Raw genomic sequence first — 24,044 nt, forward strand, 5'->3', positions numbered from 1 at the left:
TTGTTTGGATCAGGCCGCTTCGGACTTGGGCGTATTCAGCCAGGCCATACGTTCACGCAGACGCGCGCCGACCTGCTCGATCTGGCTTTCGCGGTCCTGCTTCAGCCAGGCTTCGTACTGCGGCTTGCCGGCCTCGTTCTCGGCGATCCAGTTGCGCGCGAAGGTGCCGTCCTGGATCTCGTCCAGAATGGTCTTCATGCGGGCCTTGGTCTCTTCGGTGACGACGCGCGGGCCGCTGGCGACAGCGCCGTACTTGGCCGTTTCCGAGATGAAGTGGTGCATCTTGGAGATGCCCCCTTCGTAGAACAGGTCCACGATCAGCTTCAGCTCGTGCAGGCATTCGAAATAGGCGATCTCGGGCTGGTAGCCGGCCTCGACCAGGGTGTTGAAGCCCTGGATGACCAGTTCCTTGGCGCCGCCGCACAGAACGGCCTGTTCGCCGAACAGATCGGTCTCGGTCTCCTCGCGGAAGGTGGTTTCCAGCAGACCGCCGGTCGCGCCGCCATTGCCCTTGGCGTAACCCATGGCCCGGTCGCGCGCCTTGCCGGTGGCGTCCTTCTCGATGGCGAACAGGCTGGGCACGCCGCGCCCGCGCTGGAACTCGCGGCGGACCAGATCGCCCGGCCCCTTGGGCGCGACCAGGATGACGTCCATGTCCTCGCGCGGCTTGACGCGCTCGTAGATGATCGAGAAGCCGTGGGCGAACAGCAGGGCCGAGCCCTGCTTGGCGTTCGGCTCGACGATGTCGCGATAGACTTCGCCCTGAACCATGTCCGGCGTCAGGATGGCGATGATGTCGGCGCCCTTGACGGCCTCGGCCGGCTCGGCGGTCGGGATGCCGTCCTCGGTGGCGTGTTTCCAGCCCGTGCCGCCGTGGCGGACGCCGGCGACTACGTCATGGCCGCTGTCGCGCAGATTCTGGGCGTGAGCACGGCCTTGCGATCCATAGCCGATGATGGCGATGCGCTGACCGGCGATGGCGCCCGGCTTGATGTCTTCGTTGGTGTAGATGGTGATGGCCATGGGATCAGGCGTCCTGAGCAGCGTTGGTCTTATGGGATGCCGGAACTTGAGCCGGCGGCGGGTTGGGGATGGTGACGGCGCCCTGAGCGGCCGAGGCCACCGAGGCGCGGTATTTGGCGAAGACGCCTCGCGCCGGGCGGACTACGTGGGGCGTAAAGCCCGCCCGGCGCGTCGCCAGGTCGACGTTGACGTCGATCCGGCGGTTGGTGACGTCGATGGTGATGCGGTCACCATCGCGAATGAGGGCGATCGGGCCGCCGACGGCGGCTTCCGGCGAGACGTGTCCGGCGACGAAGCCGTAGCTGGCGCCCGAGAAACGGCCGTCGGTCAGCAGGGCGACGTTGTCGATCTTGCGGCCTTTCAGGGCGGCGGTGACCTGCAGCATCTCGCGCATGCCGGGACCGCCCTTGGGCCCCTCGTAGCGGATGATGATGACGTCGCCTTCGCCCACCGTTCCGTCCTGAACCGCGTGGAAGGCGTCTTCCTCCGAGTCGAAGACACAGGCCGGGCCTTCGAACGTGTCGACCTTGTGGCCCGTCAGTTTGATGACCGCGCCTTCGGGAGCGACATCGCCATAGATGACCGCGAAGCTGCCGCGCTCCATCACCGGCGCCTCGAAGGATGTGACCACCACCTGGCCCGGGGTCTCCTCGGCCTCGGCCGCCTCGGCGAACAGGCTGCGGCCGCTGACTGTCGGGGTGTTCACGATCTTGCCGGCCTCGGCCATCCGCTGGGTGACCAAACGCGTGCCGCCGGCGGCGAACAGGTGGGAGGCCAGGAAACGACCGCCGGGCTTCAGGTCGCAGATGACCGGCGCCTCGACGCAGGCCTGATGGCAGTCCTCCACCCCGAAATCGACGCCGGCTTCCGCCGCGATGGCCGTCAGGTGCATCACCGCATTGGTGGATCCGCCCGAGGCCGAGACGGCCACGGCGGCGTTCTTCAGGCTGGCCCTGGTGATGTATTTGCGGGCCGTGTCGCCCGCGAAGACGCGCTCGACGATCAGGCGACCGCAGCGTTCGCCCTCGGCCCCCTTGTTGGGATCGACGGCGGGCACGTCATTGGCGCCCATGGGGCTGATGCCCATGACCGACAGAGCCATGGCCATGGTGTTGGCCGTGAACTGACCACCGCAGGCGCCGGCGCCGGGGCAGACCGCACTCTCGACCGCCTTCAGACCCGCATCGTCCAGCGCGCCGGCCGAATGGGCGCCGATGGCCTCGAACACCTCTTGAACCGAGACCTCCTTGGTCCCCCCAGGAGCGGGCAAGACGCCCGGCATGATGGTGCCGCCGTAATAGACCAGGCCGGGGATATCCATCCGCGCCAGGGCCATGGCCGCCGCCGGGATCGTCTTGTCGCAGCCGACGATGCAGACCACGCCGTCCAGCTGGTGGCCCTCGATGGCCAGTTCGATCGAGTCGGCGACGACCTCGCGGCTGATCAGGGAAGCCTTCATCCCCGCCGTCCCCATCGAAATGCCGTCGGTGACGACGATGGTGTTGAAATCGACCGGATAGCCGCCCGCCGCCACGATGCCCGCGCGCACGTCCTTCGCCAGACGGTCCAAGTGCATGTTGCAGGGCGTGACCGTCGACCAGGTGTTGACGATGCCGATCATCGGCTTGTCGAAATCGGCGTCCTGCATGCCGGCGGCCCGCAGATACGAGCGGGCGGCGGCCCGGTTCGCGCCGGCCGTCACCGCCGCGCTGCGCGCGTTGGGCTTCTTGGGCTGAGAGGTAGAATCTTGCGTCATCGGTCCGGTTCGTTTCGAACCGCCGCGCACTAAAAACCCCGCTTCCTTTCGGATGCGGGGTGGTGCGAGGCGATCCTGAGTGCGTTTAGGTCAGGTCGCGTGCATCCACGCCGCTTGCGTAAGCAGGCCGAGAAGTACGAGGGTAATGAGGAATACGGGGCTTTCCAGGCCGAACGGCGCGCGAACGGTCGCGACCGCCTTGGCGGTGCTTCCCTTCATCATGTCGCGCATCATCGTGGCCACGGGCGGCTCCCTGTCTGACGCCAAGAAACCATACCGCCGGGACAGGCACAAGCCCTGTCGCAAAAATTTTGCTCAATAGGCGTCGCAGCGCCTCTCAAGGGGTGTTTCTTGCCGCAACGCCAGACAACGTACCCCTAAAGCGTAACCGTTCATCACATCATGTTACAGGCTCAGGGTTGCAAGCCGCGCCCGACCGCTCCATTGAGACGCCCACCTATATAAGCGTCACCCCTATCCGTTCAGAGGAGCCTTCCATCATGACCGTCCGCGTCGCCATCAACGGCTTCGGCCGCATCGGCCGTCTCGTCCTTCGCTCGATTGTCGAGCATGGCCGCAAGGACATCGAAGTGGTGGCGATCAACGATCTGGGGCCGGTCGAGACCAACGCCCACCTGTTCCGCTACGATTCGGTTCACGGCCGCTTCCCCGGCACGGTGACGTCGGGCGAGGACTGGATCGACGTCGGCACGGGCAAGATCAAGGTGACGGCCGAGCGTGATCCGGCCAACCTGCCGCATGCGGAGCTGAAGGTGGACATCGCCTTCGAATGCACCGGCATTTTCACCTCCAAGGACAAGGCCAGCGCCCACCTGAAGGCCGGCGCCAAGCGCGTCCTGGTCTCGGCCCCCGCCGACGGCGCCGACAAGACCATCGTCTATAAGGTCAATCACGAGACCCTGACCGCCGACGACATCGTAGTGTCGAACGGCTCGTGCACCACCAACGCCCTGGCCCCCGTCGCCAAGGTGCTGAACGACCTGTTCGGCATCGAGCGCGGCTATATGACCACCATCCACTCCTACACCGGCGACCAGCCGACGCTGGATACGATGCACAAGGACCTGTACCGCGCCCGCGCCGCCGCCCTGTCGATGATCCCGACCTCGACCGGCGCCGCAAAGGCCCTGGGCCTGGTCCTGCCGGAACTGAAGGGCAAGCTGGACGGCTCGTCGATCCGCGTCCCGACCCCGAACGTCTCGGTCGTGGACCTCAAGGTCGTCGCCGGTCGCGAGGTCACGGTCGAGGAGATCAACGCGGCGCTTCAGGCCGCCGCCGACGGCCCGATGAACGGCGTCCTGTTCACGACCACCGACCCGCTGGTCTCGCACGACCTGAACCACATCGCCGCCTCCTCCACCGCCGCCCTGCCCCAGACCCAGGTCGTCGACGGCAAGCTGGCCCGCGTTCTGAGCTGGTACGACAACGAATGGGGCTTCGCGACGCGCATGAGCGACACGGCGCTGCAGATGGCGAAGTTCCTGTAAGACTGCGAAAGTCTCCTCCCCACACCGTGGGGAGGGGGACCACGAAGTGGTGGAGGGGCTCTTTCCGCCGCACCGAACTCGGGGCCAACGCCCCTCCGTCACGGCGCAAGCGCGCCGCGCCACCTCCCCATCGCTTCGCGACAGGGAGGAGACAGGGAAACGATCATGACCTTCCGCACTCTCGACGACGCTAAGGATCTTGCCGGCAAGACGGCTCTGGTCCGCGTGGACTTCAACGTGCCGATGGAGGGCGGCAAGGTCACGGACGACACCCGGCTGCGGGTCGCCCTGCCGACGATCCAGCGTCTGCGCGAAGCGGGCGCCAAGGTCGCGCTGCTGGCCCACTTCGACCGCCCCAAGGGCCAGCGCGTTCCGTCGATGAGCCTGAAGCCGGTCGTCCAGCCGCTGGAAGAACTGCTCGGCGCGCCCGTCCGCTTCGCCGACGACTGCATCGGCGGCCCCGCTGTCGAAGCCATCCGCGATCTGGACGCCGGCGGCGTGGTCCTGCTGGAGAACGTCCGCTTCCATGCGGCGGAAGAGGCCAATGATCCGGTCTTCGCCCAGAAGCTGGCCGACCTCGGCGACCTCTATGTCAACGACGCCTTCTCGGCCGCGCACCGCGCCCACGCCTCGACCGAAGGCGTCGCGCATCACATTCCCGCCTACGCCGGCGAATCCATGCGTCGCGAACTCGATGCGCTCGACGCCGCGCTCGGCAATCCGCAGAAGCCGGTCGTCGGCATCGTCGGCGGCTCCAAGGTCTCGACCAAGCTGGACCTGTTGAAGAACCTGGTCGGCAAGCTGGACACGCTGGCCATCGGCGGCGGCATGGCCAACACCTTCCTCTATGCTCAAGGGATCGATATCGGCGGCTCTCTGGCCGAAAAGGACATGGCCGACACCGCGCGCGAAATCCTGGCGGAAGCCCAGGCCAAGGGCTGCGACATCCTGTTGCCCGTCGATGTCGTCGTGGCGACCGAGGTCAAGCCCGGCGCGGAGGCCCGCACGGTCAAGACCGGTGAAACCCTGACCGCCGACGACAAGATTCTGGACGCCGGTCCCGATACCGTCGCCCGTCTGAACGCCGCCGTCGACGCCTCCAAGACCCTGATCTGGAACGGTCCGCTGGGCGTGTTCGAGGTTCCGCCCTTCGACGCCGCCACGGTCGCCGCCGCCAGGCATGTCGCCGAACGCACCAAGGCCGGCGCCCTGATCGCGGTGGCGGGCGGCGGCGACACCGTCGCGGCTGTCGGCCATGCCGGCGTGGCGGCGGACCTGACCTTCGTCTCCACGGCGGGCGGCGCCTTCCTGGAGTGGATGGAGGGCAAGCCCCTGCCCGGCGTCGAGGCGCTGCGCGCCTGATGGATCAGCGATGCAGGCGGATCACGTCTGCATCGCTTCCTTGCGAAATGCCCGCCCAGCCCCTGTAACACGGCGTGACTTCGGCGCGTCGCGCGGCTAGTCTTTCGCCCAATCAAAAAAGACTATTCGGCTCAGGAGACTATCATCATGGCGCGCATCACGCTGCGACAGCTGCTCGACCACGCGGCGGAGAACGACTACGGCCTGCCGGCCTATAATATCAACAACATGGAGCAGGGTCTGGCGATCATGGAGGCGGCCCACGAGGTCAAAGCCCCGGTCATCATCCAGGCTTCGCGCGGCGCCCGCAACTACGCCAACGACATCGTCCTGGCCAAGCTGATCGACGCCTTGGCGGAACTGTATCCGCACATTCCGGTCTGCATGCACCAGGACCACGGCAACGGCCCGGCGACCTGCGCCACCGCCATCCAGTATGGCTTCACCAGCGTCATGATGGACGGTTCGCTGGAAGAGGACGCCAAGACCCCCGCCTCCTACGAATACAATGTCGACGTCACCCGTCGCGTCACCGAAATGGCCCACGCCTGCGGCGTCTCGGTCGAGGGTGAACTGGGCGTCCTGGGCTCGCTGGAGACCGGCATGGGCGAGGCCGAGGACGGCCACGGCTTCGAGGGCAAGCTGGATCACTCGCAACTGCTGACCGACCCGGATCAGGCCGTCGACTTCGTCGCCGCCACCAAGGTCGACGCCCTGGCCATCGCCATGGGCACCAGTCACGGCGCCTACAAGTTCACGCGCCAGCCGGACGGCGACGTCCTGGCCATGAATGTGATCGAGGAAATCCACCGCCGCCTGCCCAACACCCACCTGGTGATGCACGGCTCATCGTCCGTGCCGCAGGACCTGCAGGACATCATCAACGCCTATGGCGGCGAAATGCCCCAGACCTGGGGCGTGCCGGTCGAGGAGATCCAGCGCGGCATCAAGCACGGCGTGCGCAAGGTCAACATCGACACCGACAACCGCATGGCCATCACCGGCGCCATCCGCAAGGCGCTGATCGAGAAGCCGGGCGAGTTCGATCCGCGCTACTATCTGAAGCCCGCCAAGGAGGCGATGAAGAAGCTGTGCATGGAGCGCTATCTCCAGTTCGGCTGCGAGGGTCAGGCGGCCAAGATTCGTCCCCTCTCCACCGCCCAGATGGCCAAGCGCTACGCTGCGGGCGACCTTGATCCGTCATTCCGCGGCGCATCCGTCAAGGCGGCTTAAGACACGTCTAGGCCGGGTAGCGGCCGCTCAGTTCGCGCCGCACCCGGCGAACGTCCCATTCGGCGTGATCCAGAGCGTCGCGGACATCTCTGGCGTCGCGGCGCGCCTCTTGGATTTCGCCCCGGACCTCTTGGATGCGGTCACGAATACGCTCCCGCTCTTCGTCCGTCAGGCCTTCACCGCGCAGTTCGCGCGCCTTGGCCTCCAGCTTGTCTTCGCGGTTCTCGATCCTGGCTTCTGCGCTGTTCAGCGCGCTTTCCGCCGTCTCGTAGGCGTCCTCGACCGCATGCAGCATTCGGCCGTCACGATAGGCCGGCAGAAACGCCTGCTCTTCGTCCGGCCGACAGACGCCGTAATAGGCATTGCCCGCCCGCCCCTCCTCCCAGCCGCGCTGGAAGGTGCAGTAGGTCCGCAAGCCATCCTCACGCGCCGAGCCATAGGCTGTCGGATTGGGCGCGACCTGAAACTTGGCGCAGGCCTTGGCGTGGTCGTCCAACCGGCTCATCGGATAGCCCGACGCCCAATCCGCATAGCCCTTCTCGCCCCAGGCGCCGGCTAGGCATTCGTCCTTGCTCATGGTGGTGCAGCTGCTCAACAGCGCCGCTGCGGCGAACGCGCCCCCGGCGATCATCAACCGCTTCATCGGATGTCCCCAACCCCCAAGCTTGACTATCGCCTCCCCCGCGCCCCTCGCGCAAGCGGCCGGTCGTGCTAGGGAGACGATGTGTCCGCCCAAGATTTGATCGACGAAGACGAAGACCCCGCGACCGGCGACCCCGCCGAGGTGCTGGAGGCCCGCATCGACGCGGTCGGCGTTCGCCTGGACAAGGCGCTGGCGACCGCTTTTCCCACCCTGTCGCGCGCCCGCCTTCAGGCCCTGCTGGCCGAAGGCGCCGTCAGTCGCGATGGCGCGGTTCTCACCGGCGGCTCGGCCAAGGCCCAGCCCGGCCTCTACGCGGTCGCCCTGCCGCCCGTCGCGCCCGCCACGCCTCAGCCGGAAGCCATTCCCCTGACCGTCCTCTACGAGGACGCCGACCTGATCGTTATCGACAAGCCTGCGGGCATGGCCGCCCACCCGGCGCCCGGCTGCGAGACCGGCACCCTGGTCAACGCCCTTCTGGCCCATTGCGGCGACAGCCTGTCGGGCATCGGCGGCGTCGCCCGCCCCGGCATCGTGCATCGGCTGGACAAGGACACATCCGGCGTCATGGTCGCCGCCAAGACCGACCGCGCCCATCAGGGCCTGTCCGCCCTGTTCGCGACCCACGACATCGAACGCACCTACATCGCCCTGACGCGCGGCGCGCCCTCACCGCCAAAAGGTCGGATCGAAACCCGCATCGGCCGCTCCACCGGCGACCGCAAGAAGATGGCTGTGCTGAAGTCCGGCGGTCGCGAGGCGATCACCGACTATGTCGTCCAGGCCGTCTTCGGCGCACCGGCCAAGGCTGGCGGCGCGCCGATGGCCGCCCGCGTCGCCTGCACACTACACACCGGCCGCACCCACCAGATTCGCGTCCACATGGCGTCCAAGGGTTCGCCCCTGCTCGGAGACCCCGTCTATGGATCCGGCAGCCCCGCCCCCCCCGTCCGCACGGCCATCGCCGAAGTCGGGTTGGTCCGTCAGGCCCTGCACGCCGCCGCCCTCGGCTTCATCCACCCCGTCACCGGCGAACCGCTCCGCTTCGAAACCGCGCCCCCGGCTGATATGCTGGCCCTGGAAGCTGCGCTTCGCGAACTCTGAGCACCACCGTGCCGAGACCGTGGCGTCCAACCATCCAGCAAGCAGGTCTTGAATAGCAACGGACCCATTCCTACATCCGACCTCGGTCGGCGCGAGTGGCGCACGGGTCACGGTCACGCCTTCGTGTGACCTTCCGCCTCTACAAAAGGCGGCAACCCATCGCCATTTGACCGGTTGAGGGGTGAGACGTCGATGCACGCGCGTGGTCGACAGCGAAGAGCCCGCTCGTTGATACGGTCGGAGGGACCTTTATATGGCTGCCAATAGTACGCTCGCGGTGATGTCGCCTGAACAGGGCCTGTCGCGTTATCTGACGGAAATCCGCAAGTTTCCGATGCTGACCAAGGACGAGGAGTTCATGCTCGCCAAACGTTGGTCCGAGCATCAGGACCCCGAGGCCGCCCACCGCCTCGTCACCTCTCACCTTCGTCTCGTGGCCAAGATCGCCATGGGCTATCGCGGCTACGGCCTGCCGATCGGCGAGGTGATTTCCGAGGGCAACGTCGGCCTGATGCAGGCCGTCAAGAAGTTCGACCCGGACAAGGGTTTCCGCCTGGCCACCTACGCCATGTGGTGGATCAGGGCCTCGATCCAGGAATATATCCTGCGCTCGTGGTCACTCGTGAAGATGGGCACTACGGCGGCGCAGAAAAAGCTGTTCTTCAACCTGCGTAAGGCCAAGAGCCAGATTTCGGCCTTCGAGGAAGGCGACCTTCACCCCGAACACCTTTCCGCCATCGCCACCAAGCTGGGTGTGACCGAGGAAGAGGTCACCAACATGAACCGCCGTCTCGGCGGCGACGCCTCGCTGAACGCGCCTCTACGCGCGGACGGTGAAAGCGAGTGGCAGGATTGGCTGGCGGATGACACGGCCGTCTCTCAGGAAACCCAACTCGCCGACGACGAGGAAAAGGGCATCCGCATGAGCCTGCTTCAGGAGGCCATGGAAGAGTTGACCGACCGCGAGAAGCATATCCTGACCGAACGTCGCCTGAAGGACGATCCGGTCACTCTGGAAGAACTCGCCGGTCAGTATGGCGTGTCGCGCGAGCGCGTGCGTCAGATCGAGGTCCGCGCCTTCGAGAAACTGCAAAAGGCCATGCGCGCCGCCGCCGAAGAGCGCAATCTGGTCGACGCCTGATCTGAGCCGTTCGTCTGCGCCTCAGGACGCCCTGGCCATCGGCTCGGCGTCCGCGGCGCGGGCGGCGGTCACCACCGCATTGACCGGCTGCATCAGCCCGGCCTTGGTCACCTGGCCGGTCGCAAGATAGGCTTGCAGCGTGGCCACCACCATCACCAGCTTGGCGTCGGACGCCTTGATCGCCAGGCTGTTCAACGTCTCGGCCTGCTGGCGAATGGCGCGCGTGGCTTGCGACGGGTCCTGCTCGAACTGGGACAGGGCCGACACGAGAATGCGCGTCGCCTGATCGCGCATCTCCGCCGCCCCCCCGGTCGCGCCGTCGCTGCGGCGCTTCTTGGCCCCGGTATATTCGCCCGAGTTGAAGCGTCGACGGTCCGGCCCGACATAGCCGACGGCCTCGATCCACGGGCGCGGCTTCAGGGCGACGTTTTCGACCCGTTTGAACAGGTCGCCGGTCGTGAAAGGCTTTCTCAGGAACTCATGGACGCCGGCGTCGCGCGCGCCCTTGATGGCGGCGGCCGTGGCCTCGCCCGTCACCATGATGATCGGCGACATCCGGCACGACATGCTGGAGCGCCGCACGCGCCGCGCCAGGGTTTCGCCGTTCAGCTTCTCGCCCGACCGTTCGGTGAAGATCACGCCCGGCTCGACGTCGCGCAGCAGTTCCAGCGCCCGTTCCTCGTCGCTCTCGCTATAGACTTCGCGCGCGCCCATGCCCTTGATGATGTCGGTCAGCAACCGGACGGCCGACGCATTGGGATCGACGATCACCACCCGCCTTATCGCGGGCTCGATGCGGCTCAGGGTTCTGGCGTTGGTTGAGAACACGTCCGGCTCCGGGTTTGAGCCTTATGCTTACCGCGCCGGAGTTAAAGCCTGTTGAATCCGCCGTTACGCCCCGATCAACCCTGGAACGGATCGCGCATCAGTATGGTGTCGTCCCGCTCAGGGCTGGTCGACAACAGGGCCACCGGCGCGCCGATCAACTCTTCGATCCGACGCACATATTTGATGGCGTTGGCGTTGATGTCCTTGAAGCTGCGGACCCCGGCGGTGCTTTCGCTCCAGCCTTCCAGTTCCTCGAACACCGGCTCGGTGGCGGCCTGGGCCTTCAAACTTGAGGGCAGATAGTCCAGCACCTCGCCGTCGACCTTGTAGCCGACGCAGATCTTCAGCGTTTTCAGCCCGTCCAGCACGTCCAGCTTGGTCAGGGCGATCCCGTCGATGCCGTTGATCGCCACCGACTGACGCACCAGCACGGCGTCGAACCAGCCGCAGCGGCGCGCGCGCCCGGTGTTCACCCCAACCTCGCGCCCCACGGTCGCCAGATGCTGGCCGACCTCGTCGTCCAGTTCGCAGGCGAACGGGCCTTCGCCCACCCGCGTCGTATAGGCCTTCACGATGCCCAGCACATAGCCCACGCCGCGCGGCCCGACGCCCGACCCCGCCGCCGCCTGTCCCGCCACGGTGTTCGAGCTGGTGACATAGGGATAGGTGCCGTGATCCACGTCCAGGAAAGCGCCCTGCGCGCCTTCGAACAGCACGCGCTTGCCGTCCTTCTGCGCCTGATCCAGCACGCGCCAGGCGGGCTTCACATAGGGCAGGATCTTCGGCGCGATCTCCAGCAACTGCGCCAGCAGCGCCTCGGGATCGATCGGCTCCAGCCCCAGGCCGGCGCGTAAGGGATCGTGGTGCGAACGCAGGCGGTCGATCTTGACCTTCAGATCGTCTGTGTTGGCCAGGTCGCAGACGCGGATGGCGCGACGCCCCACCTTGTCCTCATAGGCCGGGCCGATGCCGCGTCCGGTCGTGCCGATCTTGGCGCCTGGCGCACTCGCCGCCGCCTCGCGCGCCACGTCCAGCGCGGGGTGGACAGGCAGGATCAGACAGGCGTTGTCGGCGATGGTCAGGATGTCGGGCGTGATCGCCACCCCTTGCGCCTGAATCTTCTCGATTTCGCCGACCAGATGCCAGGGGTCCACCACCACGCCATTGCCGATGATCGACGGCTTTCCCTGCACCACGCCCGAAGGCAGCAGCGCCAGCTTATAGACCTTGCCGTCCACGACCAGCGTATGGCCCGCGTTATGCCCGCCCTGGAACCGCACCACCATGTCGGCGCGGTTGGACAGCCAGTCCACGATCTTGCCCTTGCCCTCGTCGCCCCACTGAGCGCCGACCACCGCCACGTTCGCCAAAGCACTTCTCCGCCTTCGAATGCGGGCGCAGCCTATAGCGGGGGAATCGTCCGATGTCGTCCCGTCAGGCGGATTTATCCGACTTCGCTGACAGCCGTCTCGAACGCCCATTCCAGCCAAGGCGTCGCCGCGATCACATCGGCCGTCTCGACGGTGCAACCACACCACAGCCTCAGGCCCGGCGGCGCATTGCGGTGCGGCTCCATGTCGAACACCGCCGCCTCGTTTTCCAGCAGGGCCTTGAAGCGTGAGACGAAGGCTTTTTGCGCCTTGTCATCGAGGCGCGTCACGCGCGGATCGACGAACTTCAGGCACACCGAGGTCGTCGAACGGATTTCCGGCCGTTCGGGCAGGAAGTCGATCCAGTCGGTCTTGTCCACCCACGCCGCCAGCGCCGCATAGTTGGCGTCCGTCCGCCGGATCAGTTCGCTCAAACCCCCGATGTCACGCGCCCAGCCCAGGGCGTCGATCCAGTCTTCCAGCGTCAGAACCGAGAAGGTGTTGATCGCCACCCCGTCCGCCAGCGTCCGGTCGAACCGGCCCTTCCCGTCGGTCAGGCGAAGCAGCTTGGGAACGGGCCGATCCGGCCGATACGTGTCCAGCCGCTCCACCGCGCGCGGCGACAGCACCATCACCCCGATGCCCGCCTCGCCGCCCAGCGCCTTCTGGAAGCTGAACGTCACCACATCCAGCTTGTCATAGGGCAGCGGCATGGCGAAGGCGGCCGAGGTGGCGTCGCAGATGGCCAGCCCCTGGCGGTCGTCGGCGATCCAGTCGGCGTCCGGCACGCGCACGCCCGACGTCGTGCCGTTCCAGGGGAAGATCACATCCCTGGACCAGTCCGCCCGCAACAGGTCGGGCAGTTCGCCCCACGGCGCCGTCAGGGCCTCGGGCTCCAGCCCCAGATGGTCCTTCACGTCCGCCAGCCAAGTCAGGCCGAAGTTCTCATAGGCCACCACCTGCACGGGCCGCGCGCCCAGCATCCCCCACAGCGCCGCCTCGACCGCGCCCGTGTCGGACCCCGGCGTATAGAGCATCACATGGCTGTCGGGGACTTCCAGCACCTCGCGCGTCAGGCGCAGACCATGGGCGAACCGCTCGACCACCTCCGGCGCGCGGATGCCGCGCCCCAGCAGGTCGGACGGCAGGCCGCCCAGCGCATAGCCCGCGCGTTTCGCCGTCGGTCCGGCCGAGAACCACGGCCGCGCCGGCTTCACATCGGGCTTCACAGTCATGATCGTCTCCTCGACCGGCTTAACGCCCCGGCGTATAGGGCCGCTTGACGCGCCAGTCCTCGGCGAACTGCGTCAGCACGGCGTCCGGCTCGTCCGGCAGCGTGACCACCAGCCTGGCCAGCAGATCCCCGCGCCGCCCTTGGGCGAACGCGCCGCGCCCCTTCAGCCGCAGCACCTTGCCCGAGTTCGAGCCGGCCGGGACCGTCATCTGCACCGCCCCCTCCGGCGTCGGCACGCGCACCTTGGCGCCCAGCACCGCATCGGGGACCGAGATCGGCAGGTCCATCGTCAGGTCCGCGCCTTCGCGACGATAGATCGGGTGCGCCTCGATCTTCAGCGCGATCAGGGCGTCGCCATTCTCGGCCCCGCGCCCCGGCGCGCCCTGTCCGCGCAGACGGATGGTCTGGCCGTCCGACGCCCCCTTGGGAATGGTCACGTCCAGCGTGCGCCCGTCCGAGAACTGAATCCGGCGCGTCGCCCCGGCGATGGCGTCTTCCAGGCTGATGTCCAGCGTCGCCTTCACATCCTGGCCGCGCGCGGTGAAATCCCGCGCCCCGCGCTGACGCCCCCCGCCGCCGAACATGCCGAACAGGTCGTCCAGATCGACGCCTTCGAAGTTGGCCCGGCCGCCCGGCCCGCCGCCCTGGCCGAAGGGGCTGCCCCCCTGTCCGAACGGATTGCCGCCCGCACGACCACCGCCGCTCCCGCCAAAGCCGCGATACTGCTCGTTGCCGTCGCCGTCGATCTGGCCCGCGTCGTATTTGGCGCGTTTGTCCTTGTCGCCCAGGATGTCGAAGGCGGCGGTCACCCGCTTGAACTTGTCCTCGGTGATCTTGTCGCCGGGGTTCTTGTCGGGGTGCAGTTCCTTGGCGAGCTTGCGGTACGCCTTCTTGACCTCGTCCGCGCTCGCGCCCTTCGAAACGCCCAGTTCCTTATAGGGGTCGCCTGCCACGTCCGTTGTCGCTCCAACTGAAAACCGATGGGCCGTCAGTTAAGCCATGCCCCCGCCTCCGCAAAGGGCCGGGTCCGTCATATTTCGTCAGACCCGCCCGATTTCCAGCCCGACCGACGCCTCTACGCCCCAGCCGAAGCCTTCGCCCCATTGGGCCACGGCGATCCTGGCCTCATCCCCCGGCCCGCGCGGAAAGTCCGATGCGAACGCCGCCAGCGGATACAGCAGACTGCTCCCCTCCACCTCGAACGTCCTCACCACCACCTCGCCGTCCAGCACCCGGACACGGAACCGCAGCGGATCGACGGCCGCCGGCTCTCCGTCCCAACCGTCGCCATACAGGCGCACGCGCGGGGTCCAGCGCACGCTCCGCCCCGCCTGGGTCGTCTCGATCGTCAGGCCGCACGGCGACCACGGCCGCCCATGGACTCCCGCCGGGATGAAGCCGACCTCTCGAAACCCACCGCCGCCCGGCGCCGCGCCCGCCGGTCCCGCACGACAGACCAGCGGCAGCCCCCGCTCGCTGCGCCCGATCTCGGCCCGCGCCGGCCGACCGTCCAGAAACACCGCCGTCGCCCCTTGCGGCGCCCCCGCCCGCATCTCGACCTCGGTTCCCTGCTGCGCCCGCAGCAGGTGCGTCAGCGCCCATGTTCCCGACCCGACCAGGGCGGCGGACCGATACTGGATCACCTCCCACCCCGCCGCCGTCTCGACCGCCACGGCGTTGGCCCCGCCCAGCACCGCCGCCTCCAGCGCGCTTTCCGGCTCCCCGCCTTCGATCCGCACCACCACCCGGCGCAGGCCGCGGCCGTTTCTCGGGCGCCGTCCCCGCCGCCCTCGTCGTCATCCCGATTTCCCGCCATGCCCAAACCATAGCGCATCAGCGTCCTCAGGCCGGAAGAACGCCCACATAATTCGCCAATGGTTTGTTTTCGCAGCCTTTCGACCAGCGACATTGCGCTGGCTAGGGGGTGCTACCCTATCGCTCGCGCCCGCGTTCGACCGCCCATTCCGGCGCCTCGAAGTCCAGCGCATCCTCCGGCTCGGCCAGCGACAGCTCCGAAATCGTCTGCCCCCGCACCGACACGCCCGCCGTATGCACCGTCTCGCGACTGCCCGAGATCAGATGATGCCATTTCGCCAGCGTCCGCCCCTCGTGCAGCCGGCGATAGGCGCAGGACTTGGGCATCCACGCCAGCGCCTCGATATTGCCGGGCGTCAGCTTGATGCAGTCCGGCACCTGGGCCTTGCGGTTCGCATAGTCCGAGCAGGAACAGGCTTTCGAATCGAACAGCTTGCAATGCACCCGCGTCGGAACGACCTCGCCCGTATCCTCGTCCTCGAACCGGATCACGCAGCACAGCCCGCACCCGTCGCACAACGCCTCCCACTCGGAAGGCGACATCTCGTCCAGGGTCTTGGCTTCCCAGTAGGCTTGCATGGCGGGCCTCATACGCGCCCATTCGGGCGCTGTCGCGGCCTCAATGCCCCACGGTTCGCGAGAACAGGTTGATGACCGCCACCCCACCGACGATCATCGCCAGGCCCGCGATGGCCGGCGGGTCCAGCCGCTGGCGAAACACCACCGTCCCGACTGCCGAGATCAGCACCACCCCCAGCCCGCTCCAGATCGCATAGGCGACCCCCACCGGCATCTGCCTCAGGGCGATGGACAGCAGATAGAAGGCCAGGCCGTAGCAGACCGCCATCCCCGCCGTCGGCCAGGCCCGCGTGAACTGCGCCGAGGCCTGCAGCAGGCTGGTCCCCGCCACCTCCAGCCCGATGGCGCCCAGCAGCGCCATCCATGTCGTCGGGCTCATGCGTCGTTGGCCGTGATCGGATGACCAGGCGTCAGCAGCGACAGCAGCGCCTGTCTCTGCTCGGGCGAAACCCGGTGCGTCCCGAACTGGTCCGACATCCACAGCCCGTCCGCGATCAGCCTCAGCATCAGGGCGTCGTCGGCCCCCACCGGATCGCTGGGATCGTCGTTCTTCACCTGGTCGATCCAGCCGTTCCACCGTTGCGACAGGGCCGGATCGATGGCGCAGGCCGCCAGGATCACCCGTCCGATGCTGATGTTCTGCGGCGTCACCGGCTCGTTGACCGTCGCCCTCAGATAGGCCCGCGCATTGCGGCCATAGGGTTCGGGATCGCGCGCCGCCTCGGCCAGGATCATGTCCCGGTGCATCTTTCCCAGATGATCGATCATCCCCTCCAGCAGCGCGATCTTGCTGGGAAAATGGTGCAGCAGGGCGCCCTTGCTGACCGTCGTGCGCGCCGCCACCGCATCCAGGGTGAAGCCCGAAGCCCCCAGCTCCGCCGCCACCTCCAGCGCCTTTTCGATGATTTCGGCGCGGGTGTCGTCGGGCGCGCGGCGGCGTGTGATCGTATCCATCTCGGCTACATACCAACCGGACGGTAACTGTCAAATCTCAAAGGTCGTGGCGGTTCGGCCTGCCCTCCTCTATATGGCCGCCCATGGCAGCCAGACCCCCTCTCGTCGCACTCAAGGACGTCCGTCTTCAGGACGGCCAGCGCCCCCTGTTCGACGGCGTCGATCTGGCGGTCGAACCGCGCAGCCGCGCCGCCCTGGTGGGCCGCAACGGCGCGGGCAAATCCACCCTGATGAAGGTGGTCATGGGCCTGATCGAACCGGACAGCGGCGACCGTTCGGTTCAGTCCGCCACCCGTTTCGCCTATGTGCCGCAGGAGCCGGATCTCAGCCCGCCCTCAAGTAGCGCCAGCGATAGGGCGACAGAGGAGTGGACGCTGCTGGACTATGCCTCCTCCGGCGAGGCCGAGAGCTGGACGGCGGAATCCTGGCTGGCCACCTTCGGCCTGGACCCCGCCAAATCGACGCAAGGTTTGTCGGGCGGCGAAACCCGCCGCGCGGCCCTGGCCAAGGCCTTCGCCGAGGAGCCCGATCTGCTGCTGCTGGACGAGCCGACCAACCACCTCGACATCCTGGCCATCGAGCTGTTGGAAAACGAGCTGCTGTCGGCCCGGTTCGCGCTTCTGGTCGTCAGCCACGACCGCGCCTTCCTGAACCGCGTCACCAACACCGTCCACTGGCTGGAGGGGCGCCGCGTCCGCACCCTCAGCAAGGGCTTCGTCGAGTTCGACGAATGGTCGACCAAGGTTCTGGAGGAAGAGGCCGAATCCCTGCGGCGCCTGACCAAGACCATCGAGCGCGAGACCGCCACCTTCTACTCCTCCATCACCGCCCGACGCAGCCGCAACGAGGGCCGCGCCCGCTCGCTTCAGGCCCTGCGCGCCGAACGCGCCGAGAAGATGAAGGACGCGCCGCGCGAACTGTCGCTGGGCGTCGATTCCGGCGCCACGTCCGGAAAACTGGTCGCCGAAATCAAGGGCGTGTCCAAGGGCTACAACGGCCGCACCCTGTTCAAGGATCTGACCACCCGCATCATCCGCGGCGACCGCCTGGGCATCGTCGGTCCCAACGGCGCGGGCAAGACCACCCTGGTCAAGACCCTGCTGGGCGAACTGGCGCCCGACGAGGGCACGGTCCGCATGGGCGCCAATCTGGAGCCCGTCTATCTGGACCAGTCGCGCGAGGGGCTGAAGTCGGACATGACCCTGTGGGACGCCCTGACGCCGGGCGGCGGCGACAGCATTCTGGTGCGCGGCGTCTCCAAACACGTCGCCGCCTACGCCAAGGACTTCCTGTTCTCCGAGGCCCAGCTGCGCCAGCCGATCTCGACCCTGTCGGGGGGCGAGCGCAACCGCCTGCTGCTGGCCCGCGCCCTGGCCAAGCCCGCCAATCTGCTGATCCTCGACGAACCGACCAACGACCTGGACATGGACACGTTGGACAAGCTGGAGGAACTGCTGGAGGGCTATGACGGCACCCTGATCCTGGTGTCCCACGACCGCGACTTCATCGACCGCCTGTCCACCTCGACCCTGGCCCTGAACGGGCGCGGCGACATCGTCGAGACCCCCGGCGGTTGGACCGACTTCATCCGCCAGAACCCCGGCTTCCTCCAGCCCGGCGCCAACCCCCGCCCCCAGGACAAGGCCGCCGCCCAGCGCGCCGCCGACAACCCGGCCCCCGCCGTCGCCCCCAAGAAGACCGCCAAACTCTCCTTCAAGGACGCCCACCGCCTGAAGGAACTGGAAGCCCTGATCGATGCGCTGCCCGCGACCATCGCCAAACACGACGCGACCCTGGCCGACCCCACCCTCTACACCCGCGACCCCAAGGCCTTCGACACCGCCATGAAGGCCGCCGAGAAGGCCCGCGCCGAACTGGAATCCGCCGAACTGGAATGGCTGGAGCTGGAGGAGAAGAAGGCGGCCCTGGTGGGGTAAACCCGACCGACCTTTTCGTTATTCCGGGGCTGAGCGAAGCGAAGAACCCGGAACCCAGGAGGACAGAGATTTTGTCAGACGCATTCGGAGCGGGATGTGCGTCTCCTGGCTTCCGGGTTCGTCCTGCGGACGCCCCGGAATGACGGTGACGGTCTGACCCCTTGAAACCAAACGCGCCGCCGCACACTCAAGCTTCATGACCCTGCGCTCCCACGTCGTCGCGTTCGCCCCGCCTCAGCAGGCGGCCGTCAGGCGCATCAACGCCGCCCTGGCCCGCGCGCCGCGTCTGCGTACGGACGGCTGGCGGATCGATGCGGGTCAGCGGCTGTCGCTGTGGCTGGACGCGGCGGCGGGGCGCGTCACCACCCCTCGCCTGAAGAAGCGCGGCGTCACGGTCGAGATCGTCCAGACCGACGGCGAACACCCGGTCAATCTGCGTATCCTGCACCCGGCGGGCGCGCCCCGCGCCGTCATCCTGGACATTCACGGCGGCGGCTGGGTGCTGGGCAGCGCGGGGCTGAACGACCGGCTGAACGCCCATCTGGCGCATCACGGTTTCTGCGTCGTCTCGGTCGACTATCGCCTGCTGTCCGAGCGTCGTCGGGTCTATATCGACGCCGCCATCGCCGACTGTCTGGCCGCCGCCTATTGGACCGTGACCAATGTCGACCGGCTGGGCGCCGCGACCCTGTTCATCGCGGGGGAATCCGCCGGCGGCCATCTGGCGGCCCTGACCGCCGTGGCCCTGCGCGACCAGGGGCTGATCGACCTGGTGAAGGGCTGCGTCTTCACCTACGGCGTGTTCGACCTGTCTGCGACCGAAAGCGTGCGCTCGGCCGGGCCCGAGACCCTGTTGTTCAACGGCCCGACGATGCAGGCCGATCTGGCCCGACTGGCCCCCGACCGCGACGAGGCGGGCCTGCGCCGGCCCGACGTCTCGCCGCTGTATGCCGATCTGACCGGCCTGCCGCCCGCCCTGTTCCTGGCCGGGGAGTCTGATCCGCTGTTCGAGGACAGCCTGCTGATGGCCACCCGCTGGGGCGAGGCGTCCGACGCCGACCTGATCCGCGCGCCCGAAGTCCCGCACGGCTTCCTGCACTTCGGCGGCCCCGCCGCGCGGGGCGCGCGCAGAGCCATCCGCACTTGGCTGGACGCGAAACTCTGAGGAGATCGGGTTGGAAAGGAATTCGTCGCAACGGGCGCGACGAGTCACGGAAAACACGACGGGACCGAACGCGCGTCGGCTTCCGGCTTCCTTGTGCACGGCATTGCTCACTCTGCGGCTTCGCCGCCGCAGACGTCAAAACCTTCCGATCCCGCACAATCCCGTCGTGCTCGCTGTGACCGCGTCGTGCCCGTTGTGATGAACCCCTTGCAGTCCTTGCTTTTCTCAACCCCGCCCGGCTCTTAGCTTTCGATCAGCTCGCGGATGCGCGTGCCCAGGGCCTCCATGGCGAAGGGCTTGGTCATGACGTGCATTCCGGGGTCCAGCTGGCCGTTTCCGACCACGGCGTTCTCGGCGTAGCCGGTGATGAACAGCACCTTCAGGTCCGGCCGGTCGATCCGGGCTGCGTCCGCCATCTGGCGCCCGTTCATCCCGCCCGGCAGGCCCACGTCCGTCACCAGAAGGTCGATCCGCGCATCGGATTGCAGCAGTTTCAGCCCCGCCGCCCCGTCCGCCGCCTCGATGCACTGATAGCCCAGTTCGTGCAGGATTTCGGCGACCAGCATCCGCACCGTGGGTTCGTCGTCCACCACCATCACCGTCTCGCCGGCATGGGCGCGCGGGGCGTCGGCGATCTCGGGCGTCGGTTCACCGTCTTCGACCACGCCCAGATGGCGCGGCAGATACAGGCACACCATCGTCCCTTCGCCCGGCTCGGAATAGATCCGCACCTGTCCGCCCGACTGGCGCACGAAGCCATAGATCATCGACAGGCCCAGGCCCGTGCCTTCCCCCATCGGCTTGGTGGTGAAGAAGGGTTCGAACGCGCGGGCCGCCACATCCGGCGCCATGCCGCCGCCGGTGTCGCTGACGCAGATGGAGACATACTGACCCGGCTCCAGGTCTTGGACGCGGGCCACGCGCGGATCGATCCAGCGATTGCCGGTCTCGATGGTCAGCCGGCCGCCGTCGGGCATGGCGTCGCGGGCGTTGATGCACAGGTTCAGCACCGCGTTCTCCAGCTGGTTCGCATCGATCAGAACGGGCCACAGTCCGGTGCTGGCCACCACCTCCAGCGACACGCCCGGCCCGGTCGTGCGCCGGATGAGATCCTCCATCCCCCGGATCAGGCGGTTGGGATCGGTCGGCTTGGGGTCCAGGGTCTGGCGCCGCGAGAAGGCCAGCAGCCGGTGCGTCAGGGCCGCCGCCCGCTTGGCCGCCCCTTGCGCCGCCGCCGAGAACCGTTCGACGTCGTTGAACCGTCCCTGGGCGATGCGCGAGCCGATGATCTCCAGGCTGCCGGTGATCCCGGCCAGCAGATTGTTGAAGTCGTGGGCGATGCCGCCGGTCAGCTGCCCGACCGCCTCCATCTTCTGGCTCTGGCGTAGGGCCTCCTCGGCCTGCATCAGGGCGCTGGTGCGTTCGGCGACCTGTTCTTCCAGCGTCTCGTTGAACCGGGCCAATTCCGCCGACTGGCTGCGCAACTCCTCGATGTCGGTGTTGGAGCCGACCCAGCGCACGATCCGCCCCTCCTCGTCGTGTACGGGCTCGGCCCGCACCATGAAGGTGCGGTAAACGCCGTCGTGCCGCCGCACGCGGAACTCGGTCTCATAGACCTGGCCGCTCGCTACGGCGCGCGCCCAGGTTTCGGCGGCGCGCTCGGCGTCCTCGGGATGCAGGTTCGCCAGCCAACTTTCGGCGCCGTCCAACTCGCCCTGCGTCTGGCCGGTGTAGGCATAGACCTGCGGGTTGAACCAATACAGCGCCCCATCCGCCCAGCTGGCCCAGATTTGGATCGGCGTGGCCTGGGCGAAGACGCGGAACTGGGCCTCGCTGTCGCGCAGGGCCGCCTCGCTTCGGGCGCGCTCGGTCGCCATCCGCACCCGTTCGGCCACATCGCGCATAAGCCGCAGGTCGCCCTCGCTGTAATGGCGCGGGGTCGCATGGTTGACGAAGACCATGGCCACCACCCGGCCCTGCTCCATCAGCGGCATGTTGACGAACGACCCGGCGCTGATCCGCTTCAGCACATCCGCCGTCGCCGAGGTACGGGGGTCCAGGGCCACATCGGCTATGGCCACCGTCTCGCCGCGCTTGATGTCCTCGATGTAGGAGCCATGCTCGCGGAAGGCCAGGGTGCCGGCGATGCTGGTCACGCCCGGCTGGTTGAAATCCCGCGCGATGGTGATGGTCTCGGCGACCGTGTCCACCGTGCCGTAACCCGCGCGGCTGACGCCCATCGACTGGGCCAGGACCCGCGCCGACGCCTGGGCGATCTCGGTGGCGTCGGTCAGGTCGCGGATGGCGTCGTTCAGCTCCAGCAGGGCCGCCTGACGCGCCTCGCTCTGCTTGCGCTCGGTGATGTTGTTGAACAGGATGGCGACCTGATAGGCGCCCGGCTGGCCGATCCGCAGGGCCTGCACGTCGTACCAGCGCCCGAAGATGTCGGCCGGGTTCTCGAACCGCACCGGCTCGCCGGTGCGCGCCACTCCGCCGTAAAGCTCGAACCAGTGCCGCTCCAGGCCCGGCGCAATCTCGCTGACCCATTTGCCGTAGGGGTCTGCCAGGCCCGTCATTTCCTCGAAGGCCTCGTTTCCCTCCACGATCTTGTAATCGACCGGCCGATCCGCCGCGTCGAACTTCATCTCGATGACGCAGAAGCCCGTCGCCATGGCCGAGAACAGGGCGGCGTAGCGCGCTTCGCTCAGCGCCAGGGCCTGGTCGGCCCGCATCCGTTCGGTGACGTCGGCGCCCTGGACGAAAACGCCCCAGACCCGACCGTCCTCCGTCTTCATCGGCTGGAAGACGAAATCCAGATAGCGTTCCCTGACCGGCCCGCCCGGCGTCGCCTGCATGGCGTAAAGCGCGCTCTCGGCATGGTGGGCCCGGCCGGTGCGATAGACCGTGTCCAGCAGCGCCAGATAGCCCTGGTCCACCGCATCCTTCAGCACGTCGGCGAGGGCGCAGCCCGTCACCGACCGGTGGCCGATCAGCGTCTGATAGTTGGTATTGGTCAGTTCGAAGCGGTGCTCCGGCCCGACCAGCAGCGCCATGAAGCCCGGCGCATGGGCGAACATCTGCACCAGTTGGGCGCGATTAAAGGCGATTGTCGCGCCTTCGGAGACCGTGATGGACAAGCCTTTTCCTCAAAGTCTGACGTCTGCGACCACAGAACCCCCAGCCGGTGAAGTTGTTGCAGTCGAACCTGTGTTCGTCACCGGACATAAGCGTTTTTCGCCGTCTTGTTGTGGAAAACGCAAGAGGCTGATCCGCAATCGCAATTTGATCCGTCCACCGATGTTCACAGGCTTGTCCACCGCCGCCGGGCCAATCGTGCACATCGGGGCGAAATCGGGCGCTTGCCTCATAGCCGGTTTCGTCGGAACGTCAACAGGCCAGAGGGACACGGCGGCGCGGAAAACCAGGGAGACCTGGCGATCAAGCGGACCGGCCCGGCTCTCCGACCCGGCGTTTCGGGCGGTCTTCGGATCGTAACGTGCGCCAGGCGGGATCAAGGCTCCGATGCTCGACGGTCCTTGGATCGACGACGAACGGGGAACCGGATCGGGATCGAGGGACGATGCGGTCGCAATGCCGCAGAACGCCCGAGACCAGGAGCGCGACGAGGTACAGCCGACCGCCCTTTCGGGTTCGCCCGAAACGACGCTGACGCCAAGGCCCCGACCCGAACGGCCAAGTCCAACCCGGACTTGGCGAGGGGACGAAGCACACGGGTCCGCCCGCACGCTTCGTCCCCTCGCTCAATTGGGGCCGCCCCATAAACCCTGTCACACGATCACGCTAGACAGACCGCGCCCGACCTGCACCCATGAGATGCAGACGGAGACACCCATGCGCGCAACCCTGATCGCCCTCGGCCTGACCTTGACCGCATCCCCCGCCCTGGCGACCGTCTCGGGCCAGGCGATGGAGCCGTTGCAGGTGTCGCCCGTTCGGGACGGACGTCTGGCCACGACCGAGCAGTGGGTTCAGGTCCCGACCACCGACTTCACCTGCGACGGCCAGACGATCCAGCCCCTCTACGCCGACGATCTGGCCGTCGACATCACCCGCATCGCCGGTCGCGACAGGCCCGCCGTCATCCTGGCCTTTTCGGTGGACGTACAGGGCCGCACCCGCGACATCCGGCCGGTCCGGGACACCCCTTCGACACCGTCAGACCCGATCGTCATTTCGCCGCCCCGCCCCGCCCAGGACGAGCAGGCCGCCCTGGCCGCCTGGCGCTTCCCCGCAGGGCCGCGCACCGACTGCCGGGCGACGATCCGCTATTCGACCAAGCCGCTGGAGGCGGCGACCACCGACGACCTGCTGCGCTATTTCGCCGTAACCCGCACGCGCGGCGCGCTGCGCGAGATCGTCGCCACACGCCTGGGC

21 protein-coding genes are annotated in these 24,044 nt (G+C 67.5%); 8 read left to right on the forward strand and 13 right to left on the reverse strand.

Annotated elements, in window-relative coordinates; all coding sequences use genetic code 11:
• Nucleotides 1-9: 9 nt before the first annotated feature.
• From ilvC to RTU05_RS03195, 3 genes are all read right to left on the reverse strand, one after another.
• Complete coding sequence (ilvC, locus tag RTU05_RS03185; protein WP_312595623.1) at nt 10-1,023, reverse strand: ketol-acid reductoisomerase; 1,014 nt, start codon at nt 1,021-1,023, stop codon at nt 10-12.
• A gap of 4 nt (nt 1,024-1,027) precedes the next feature.
• Nucleotides 1,028-2,779, reverse strand: coding sequence for a dihydroxy-acid dehydratase (locus tag RTU05_RS03190; protein WP_312595625.1), 1,752 nt, complete (start codon nt 2,777-2,779; stop codon nt 1,028-1,030).
• Nucleotides 2,780-2,869: 90 nt separating this feature from the next.
• Entirely contained in the window at nt 2,870-3,022 is a 153-nt protein-coding gene (locus tag RTU05_RS03195; protein WP_312595627.1) for a hypothetical protein, read from the reverse strand.
• A 257-nt stretch (nt 3,023-3,279) separates the two neighbouring features.
• Between RTU05_RS03195 and gap the strand changes: the two genes are divergently transcribed.
• From gap to fba, 3 genes are all read left to right on the forward strand, one after another.
• Nucleotides 3,280-4,287: a type I glyceraldehyde-3-phosphate dehydrogenase gene (gene gap / locus RTU05_RS03200; protein ID WP_312595629.1), complete on the forward strand. Its 1,008-nt coding sequence runs from the start codon at nt 3,280-3,282 to the stop codon at nt 4,285-4,287.
• A gap of 165 nt (nt 4,288-4,452) precedes the next feature.
• Nucleotides 4,453-5,649, forward strand: a complete 1,197-nt coding sequence (locus tag RTU05_RS03205) for a phosphoglycerate kinase (protein ID WP_312595632.1) — start codon at nt 4,453-4,455, stop codon at nt 5,647-5,649.
• 147 nt (nt 5,650-5,796) lie between these two features.
• Complete coding sequence (fba, locus tag RTU05_RS03210; protein WP_312595634.1) at nt 5,797-6,882, forward strand: class II fructose-bisphosphate aldolase; 1,086 nt, start codon at nt 5,797-5,799, stop codon at nt 6,880-6,882.
• A 7-nt stretch (nt 6,883-6,889) separates the two neighbouring features.
• On the opposite strand, the gene RTU05_RS03215 is transcribed toward fba, so the two are convergent.
• Nucleotides 6,890-7,525, reverse strand: coding sequence for a DUF2799 domain-containing protein (locus RTU05_RS03215; protein WP_312595636.1), 636 nt, complete (start codon nt 7,523-7,525; stop codon nt 6,890-6,892).
• 81 nt (nt 7,526-7,606) lie between these two features.
• Here RTU05_RS03215 and RTU05_RS03220 point away from each other — a divergent pair, with 81 nt between their 5' ends.
• The gene (locus RTU05_RS03220; RefSeq protein WP_312595638.1) at nt 7,607-8,626 is read left to right on the forward strand and encodes an RluA family pseudouridine synthase; all 1,020 of its coding nucleotides are present in this window, start codon (nt 7,607-7,609) and stop codon (nt 8,624-8,626) included.
• Between the two features lie 253 nt (nt 8,627-8,879).
• On the forward strand, nt 8,880-9,767 hold the full coding sequence (gene rpoH, locus RTU05_RS03225; protein WP_087120666.1) for an RNA polymerase sigma factor RpoH: 888 nt from the start codon (nt 8,880-8,882) through the stop codon (nt 9,765-9,767).
• Between the two features lie 21 nt (nt 9,768-9,788).
• Here rpoH and RTU05_RS03230 read toward each other — a convergent pair whose 3' ends face one another.
• From RTU05_RS03230 to RTU05_RS03265, 8 genes are all read right to left on the reverse strand, one after another.
• Nucleotides 9,789-10,595: a response regulator gene (locus tag RTU05_RS03230; RefSeq protein WP_312595640.1), complete on the reverse strand. Its 807-nt coding sequence runs from the start codon at nt 10,593-10,595 to the stop codon at nt 9,789-9,791.
• Nucleotides 10,596-10,669: 74 nt separating this feature from the next.
• The gene (locus tag RTU05_RS03235) at nt 10,670-11,965 is read right to left on the reverse strand and encodes an adenylosuccinate synthase (RefSeq protein WP_312595642.1); all 1,296 of its coding nucleotides are present in this window, start codon (nt 11,963-11,965) and stop codon (nt 10,670-10,672) included.
• A gap of 74 nt (nt 11,966-12,039) precedes the next feature.
• Nucleotides 12,040-13,200: a phosphoserine transaminase gene (locus RTU05_RS03240; RefSeq protein ID WP_312595644.1), complete on the reverse strand. Its 1,161-nt coding sequence runs from the start codon at nt 13,198-13,200 to the stop codon at nt 12,040-12,042.
• Between the two features lie 19 nt (nt 13,201-13,219).
• Nucleotides 13,220-14,152 (reverse strand): DnaJ C-terminal domain-containing protein, encoded by a 933-nt coding sequence (locus RTU05_RS03245; RefSeq protein ID WP_312595646.1) that lies wholly within the window; start codon nt 14,150-14,152, stop codon nt 13,220-13,222.
• 87 nt (nt 14,153-14,239) lie between these two features.
• On the reverse strand, nt 14,240-14,941 hold the full coding sequence (locus RTU05_RS03250) for a hypothetical protein (protein ID WP_312595648.1): 702 nt from the start codon (nt 14,939-14,941) through the stop codon (nt 14,240-14,242).
• Between the two features lie 190 nt (nt 14,942-15,131).
• Nucleotides 15,132-15,593, reverse strand: coding sequence for a YcgN family cysteine cluster protein (locus RTU05_RS03255; RefSeq protein ID WP_312595650.1), 462 nt, complete (start codon nt 15,591-15,593; stop codon nt 15,132-15,134).
• 40 nt (nt 15,594-15,633) lie between these two features.
• The gene (locus RTU05_RS03260) at nt 15,634-15,972 is read right to left on the reverse strand and encodes a multidrug efflux SMR transporter (RefSeq protein WP_312595652.1); all 339 of its coding nucleotides are present in this window, start codon (nt 15,970-15,972) and stop codon (nt 15,634-15,636) included.
• Nucleotides 15,969-16,547, reverse strand: a complete 579-nt coding sequence (locus tag RTU05_RS03265) for a TetR/AcrR family transcriptional regulator (protein WP_312595654.1) — start codon at nt 16,545-16,547, stop codon at nt 15,969-15,971. The genes RTU05_RS03260 and RTU05_RS03265 overlap by 4 nt, the downstream gene beginning before the upstream one ends.
• A gap of 83 nt (nt 16,548-16,630) precedes the next feature.
• Between RTU05_RS03265 and RTU05_RS03270 the strand changes: the two genes are divergently transcribed.
• Together RTU05_RS03270 and RTU05_RS03275 are read left to right on the forward strand one after the other, a co-directional pair.
• Nucleotides 16,631-18,484 carry an ABC-F family ATP-binding cassette domain-containing protein gene (locus RTU05_RS03270; protein ID WP_312595656.1) on the forward strand — a complete coding sequence of 618 codons (1,854 nt, stop codon included), beginning with the start codon at nt 16,631-16,633 and terminating at the stop codon, nt 18,482-18,484.
• 196 nt (nt 18,485-18,680) lie between these two features.
• Nucleotides 18,681-19,649, forward strand: coding sequence for an alpha/beta hydrolase fold domain-containing protein (locus RTU05_RS03275; protein WP_312595658.1), 969 nt, complete (start codon nt 18,681-18,683; stop codon nt 19,647-19,649).
• A 242-nt stretch (nt 19,650-19,891) separates the two neighbouring features.
• Here the strand turns inward: RTU05_RS03275 and RTU05_RS03280 are convergent, their stop codons facing one another.
• Nucleotides 19,892-22,786: a PAS domain-containing protein gene (locus RTU05_RS03280; protein WP_312595661.1), complete on the reverse strand. Its 2,895-nt coding sequence runs from the start codon at nt 22,784-22,786 to the stop codon at nt 19,892-19,894.
• Between the two features lie 715 nt (nt 22,787-23,501).
• Between RTU05_RS03280 and RTU05_RS03285 the strand changes: the two genes are divergently transcribed.
• Nucleotides 23,502-24,044: hypothetical protein (locus tag RTU05_RS03285; protein WP_312595663.1), on the forward strand; the 543-nt coding region annotated here is incomplete at its 3' end.

The sequence above is a fragment of the Brevundimonas sp. genome (genome assembly GCF_032017145.1).
In the GTDB taxonomy this organism is placed as follows: Bacteria; Pseudomonadota; Alphaproteobacteria; order Caulobacterales; family Caulobacteraceae; genus Brevundimonas.

What these genes read in the sequence shown, in the direction of transcription:
- RTU05_RS03240 (WP_312595644.1), bottom strand. Translation starts at nt 13,200, where the DNA reads ATGACTGTGAAGCCCGATGTGAAGCCGGCGCGGCCGTGGTTCTCGGCC.
- RTU05_RS03275 (WP_312595658.1), top strand. Translation starts at nt 18,681, where the DNA reads ATGACCCTGCGCTCCCACGTCGTCGCGTTCGCCCCGCCTCAGCAGGCG.
- RTU05_RS03205 (WP_312595632.1), top strand. Translation starts at nt 4,453, where the DNA reads ATGACCTTCCGCACTCTCGACGACGCTAAGGATCTTGCCGGCAAGACG.
- RTU05_RS03260 (WP_312595652.1), bottom strand. Translation starts at nt 15,972, where the DNA reads ATGAGCCCGACGACATGGATGGCGCTGCTGGGCGCCATCGGGCTGGAG.
- RTU05_RS03265 (WP_312595654.1), bottom strand. Translation starts at nt 16,547, where the DNA reads ATGGATACGATCACACGCCGCCGCGCGCCCGACGACACCCGCGCCGAA.
- gap (WP_312595629.1), top strand. Translation starts at nt 3,280, where the DNA reads ATGACCGTCCGCGTCGCCATCAACGGCTTCGGCCGCATCGGCCGTCTC.
- ilvC (WP_312595623.1), bottom strand. Translation starts at nt 1,023, where the DNA reads ATGGCCATCACCATCTACACCAACGAAGACATCAAGCCGGGCGCCATC.
- RTU05_RS03270 (WP_312595656.1), top strand. Translation starts at nt 16,631, where the DNA reads ATGGCAGCCAGACCCCCTCTCGTCGCACTCAAGGACGTCCGTCTTCAG.
- rpoH (WP_087120666.1), top strand. Translation starts at nt 8,880, where the DNA reads ATGGCTGCCAATAGTACGCTCGCGGTGATGTCGCCTGAACAGGGCCTG.
- fba (WP_312595634.1), top strand. Translation starts at nt 5,797, where the DNA reads ATGGCGCGCATCACGCTGCGACAGCTGCTCGACCACGCGGCGGAGAAC.
- RTU05_RS03215 (WP_312595636.1), bottom strand. Translation starts at nt 7,525, where the DNA reads ATGAAGCGGTTGATGATCGCCGGGGGCGCGTTCGCCGCAGCGGCGCTG.
- RTU05_RS03190 (WP_312595625.1), bottom strand. Translation starts at nt 2,779, where the DNA reads ATGACGCAAGATTCTACCTCTCAGCCCAAGAAGCCCAACGCGCGCAGC.
- RTU05_RS03255 (WP_312595650.1), bottom strand. Translation starts at nt 15,593, where the DNA reads ATGCAAGCCTACTGGGAAGCCAAGACCCTGGACGAGATGTCGCCTTCC.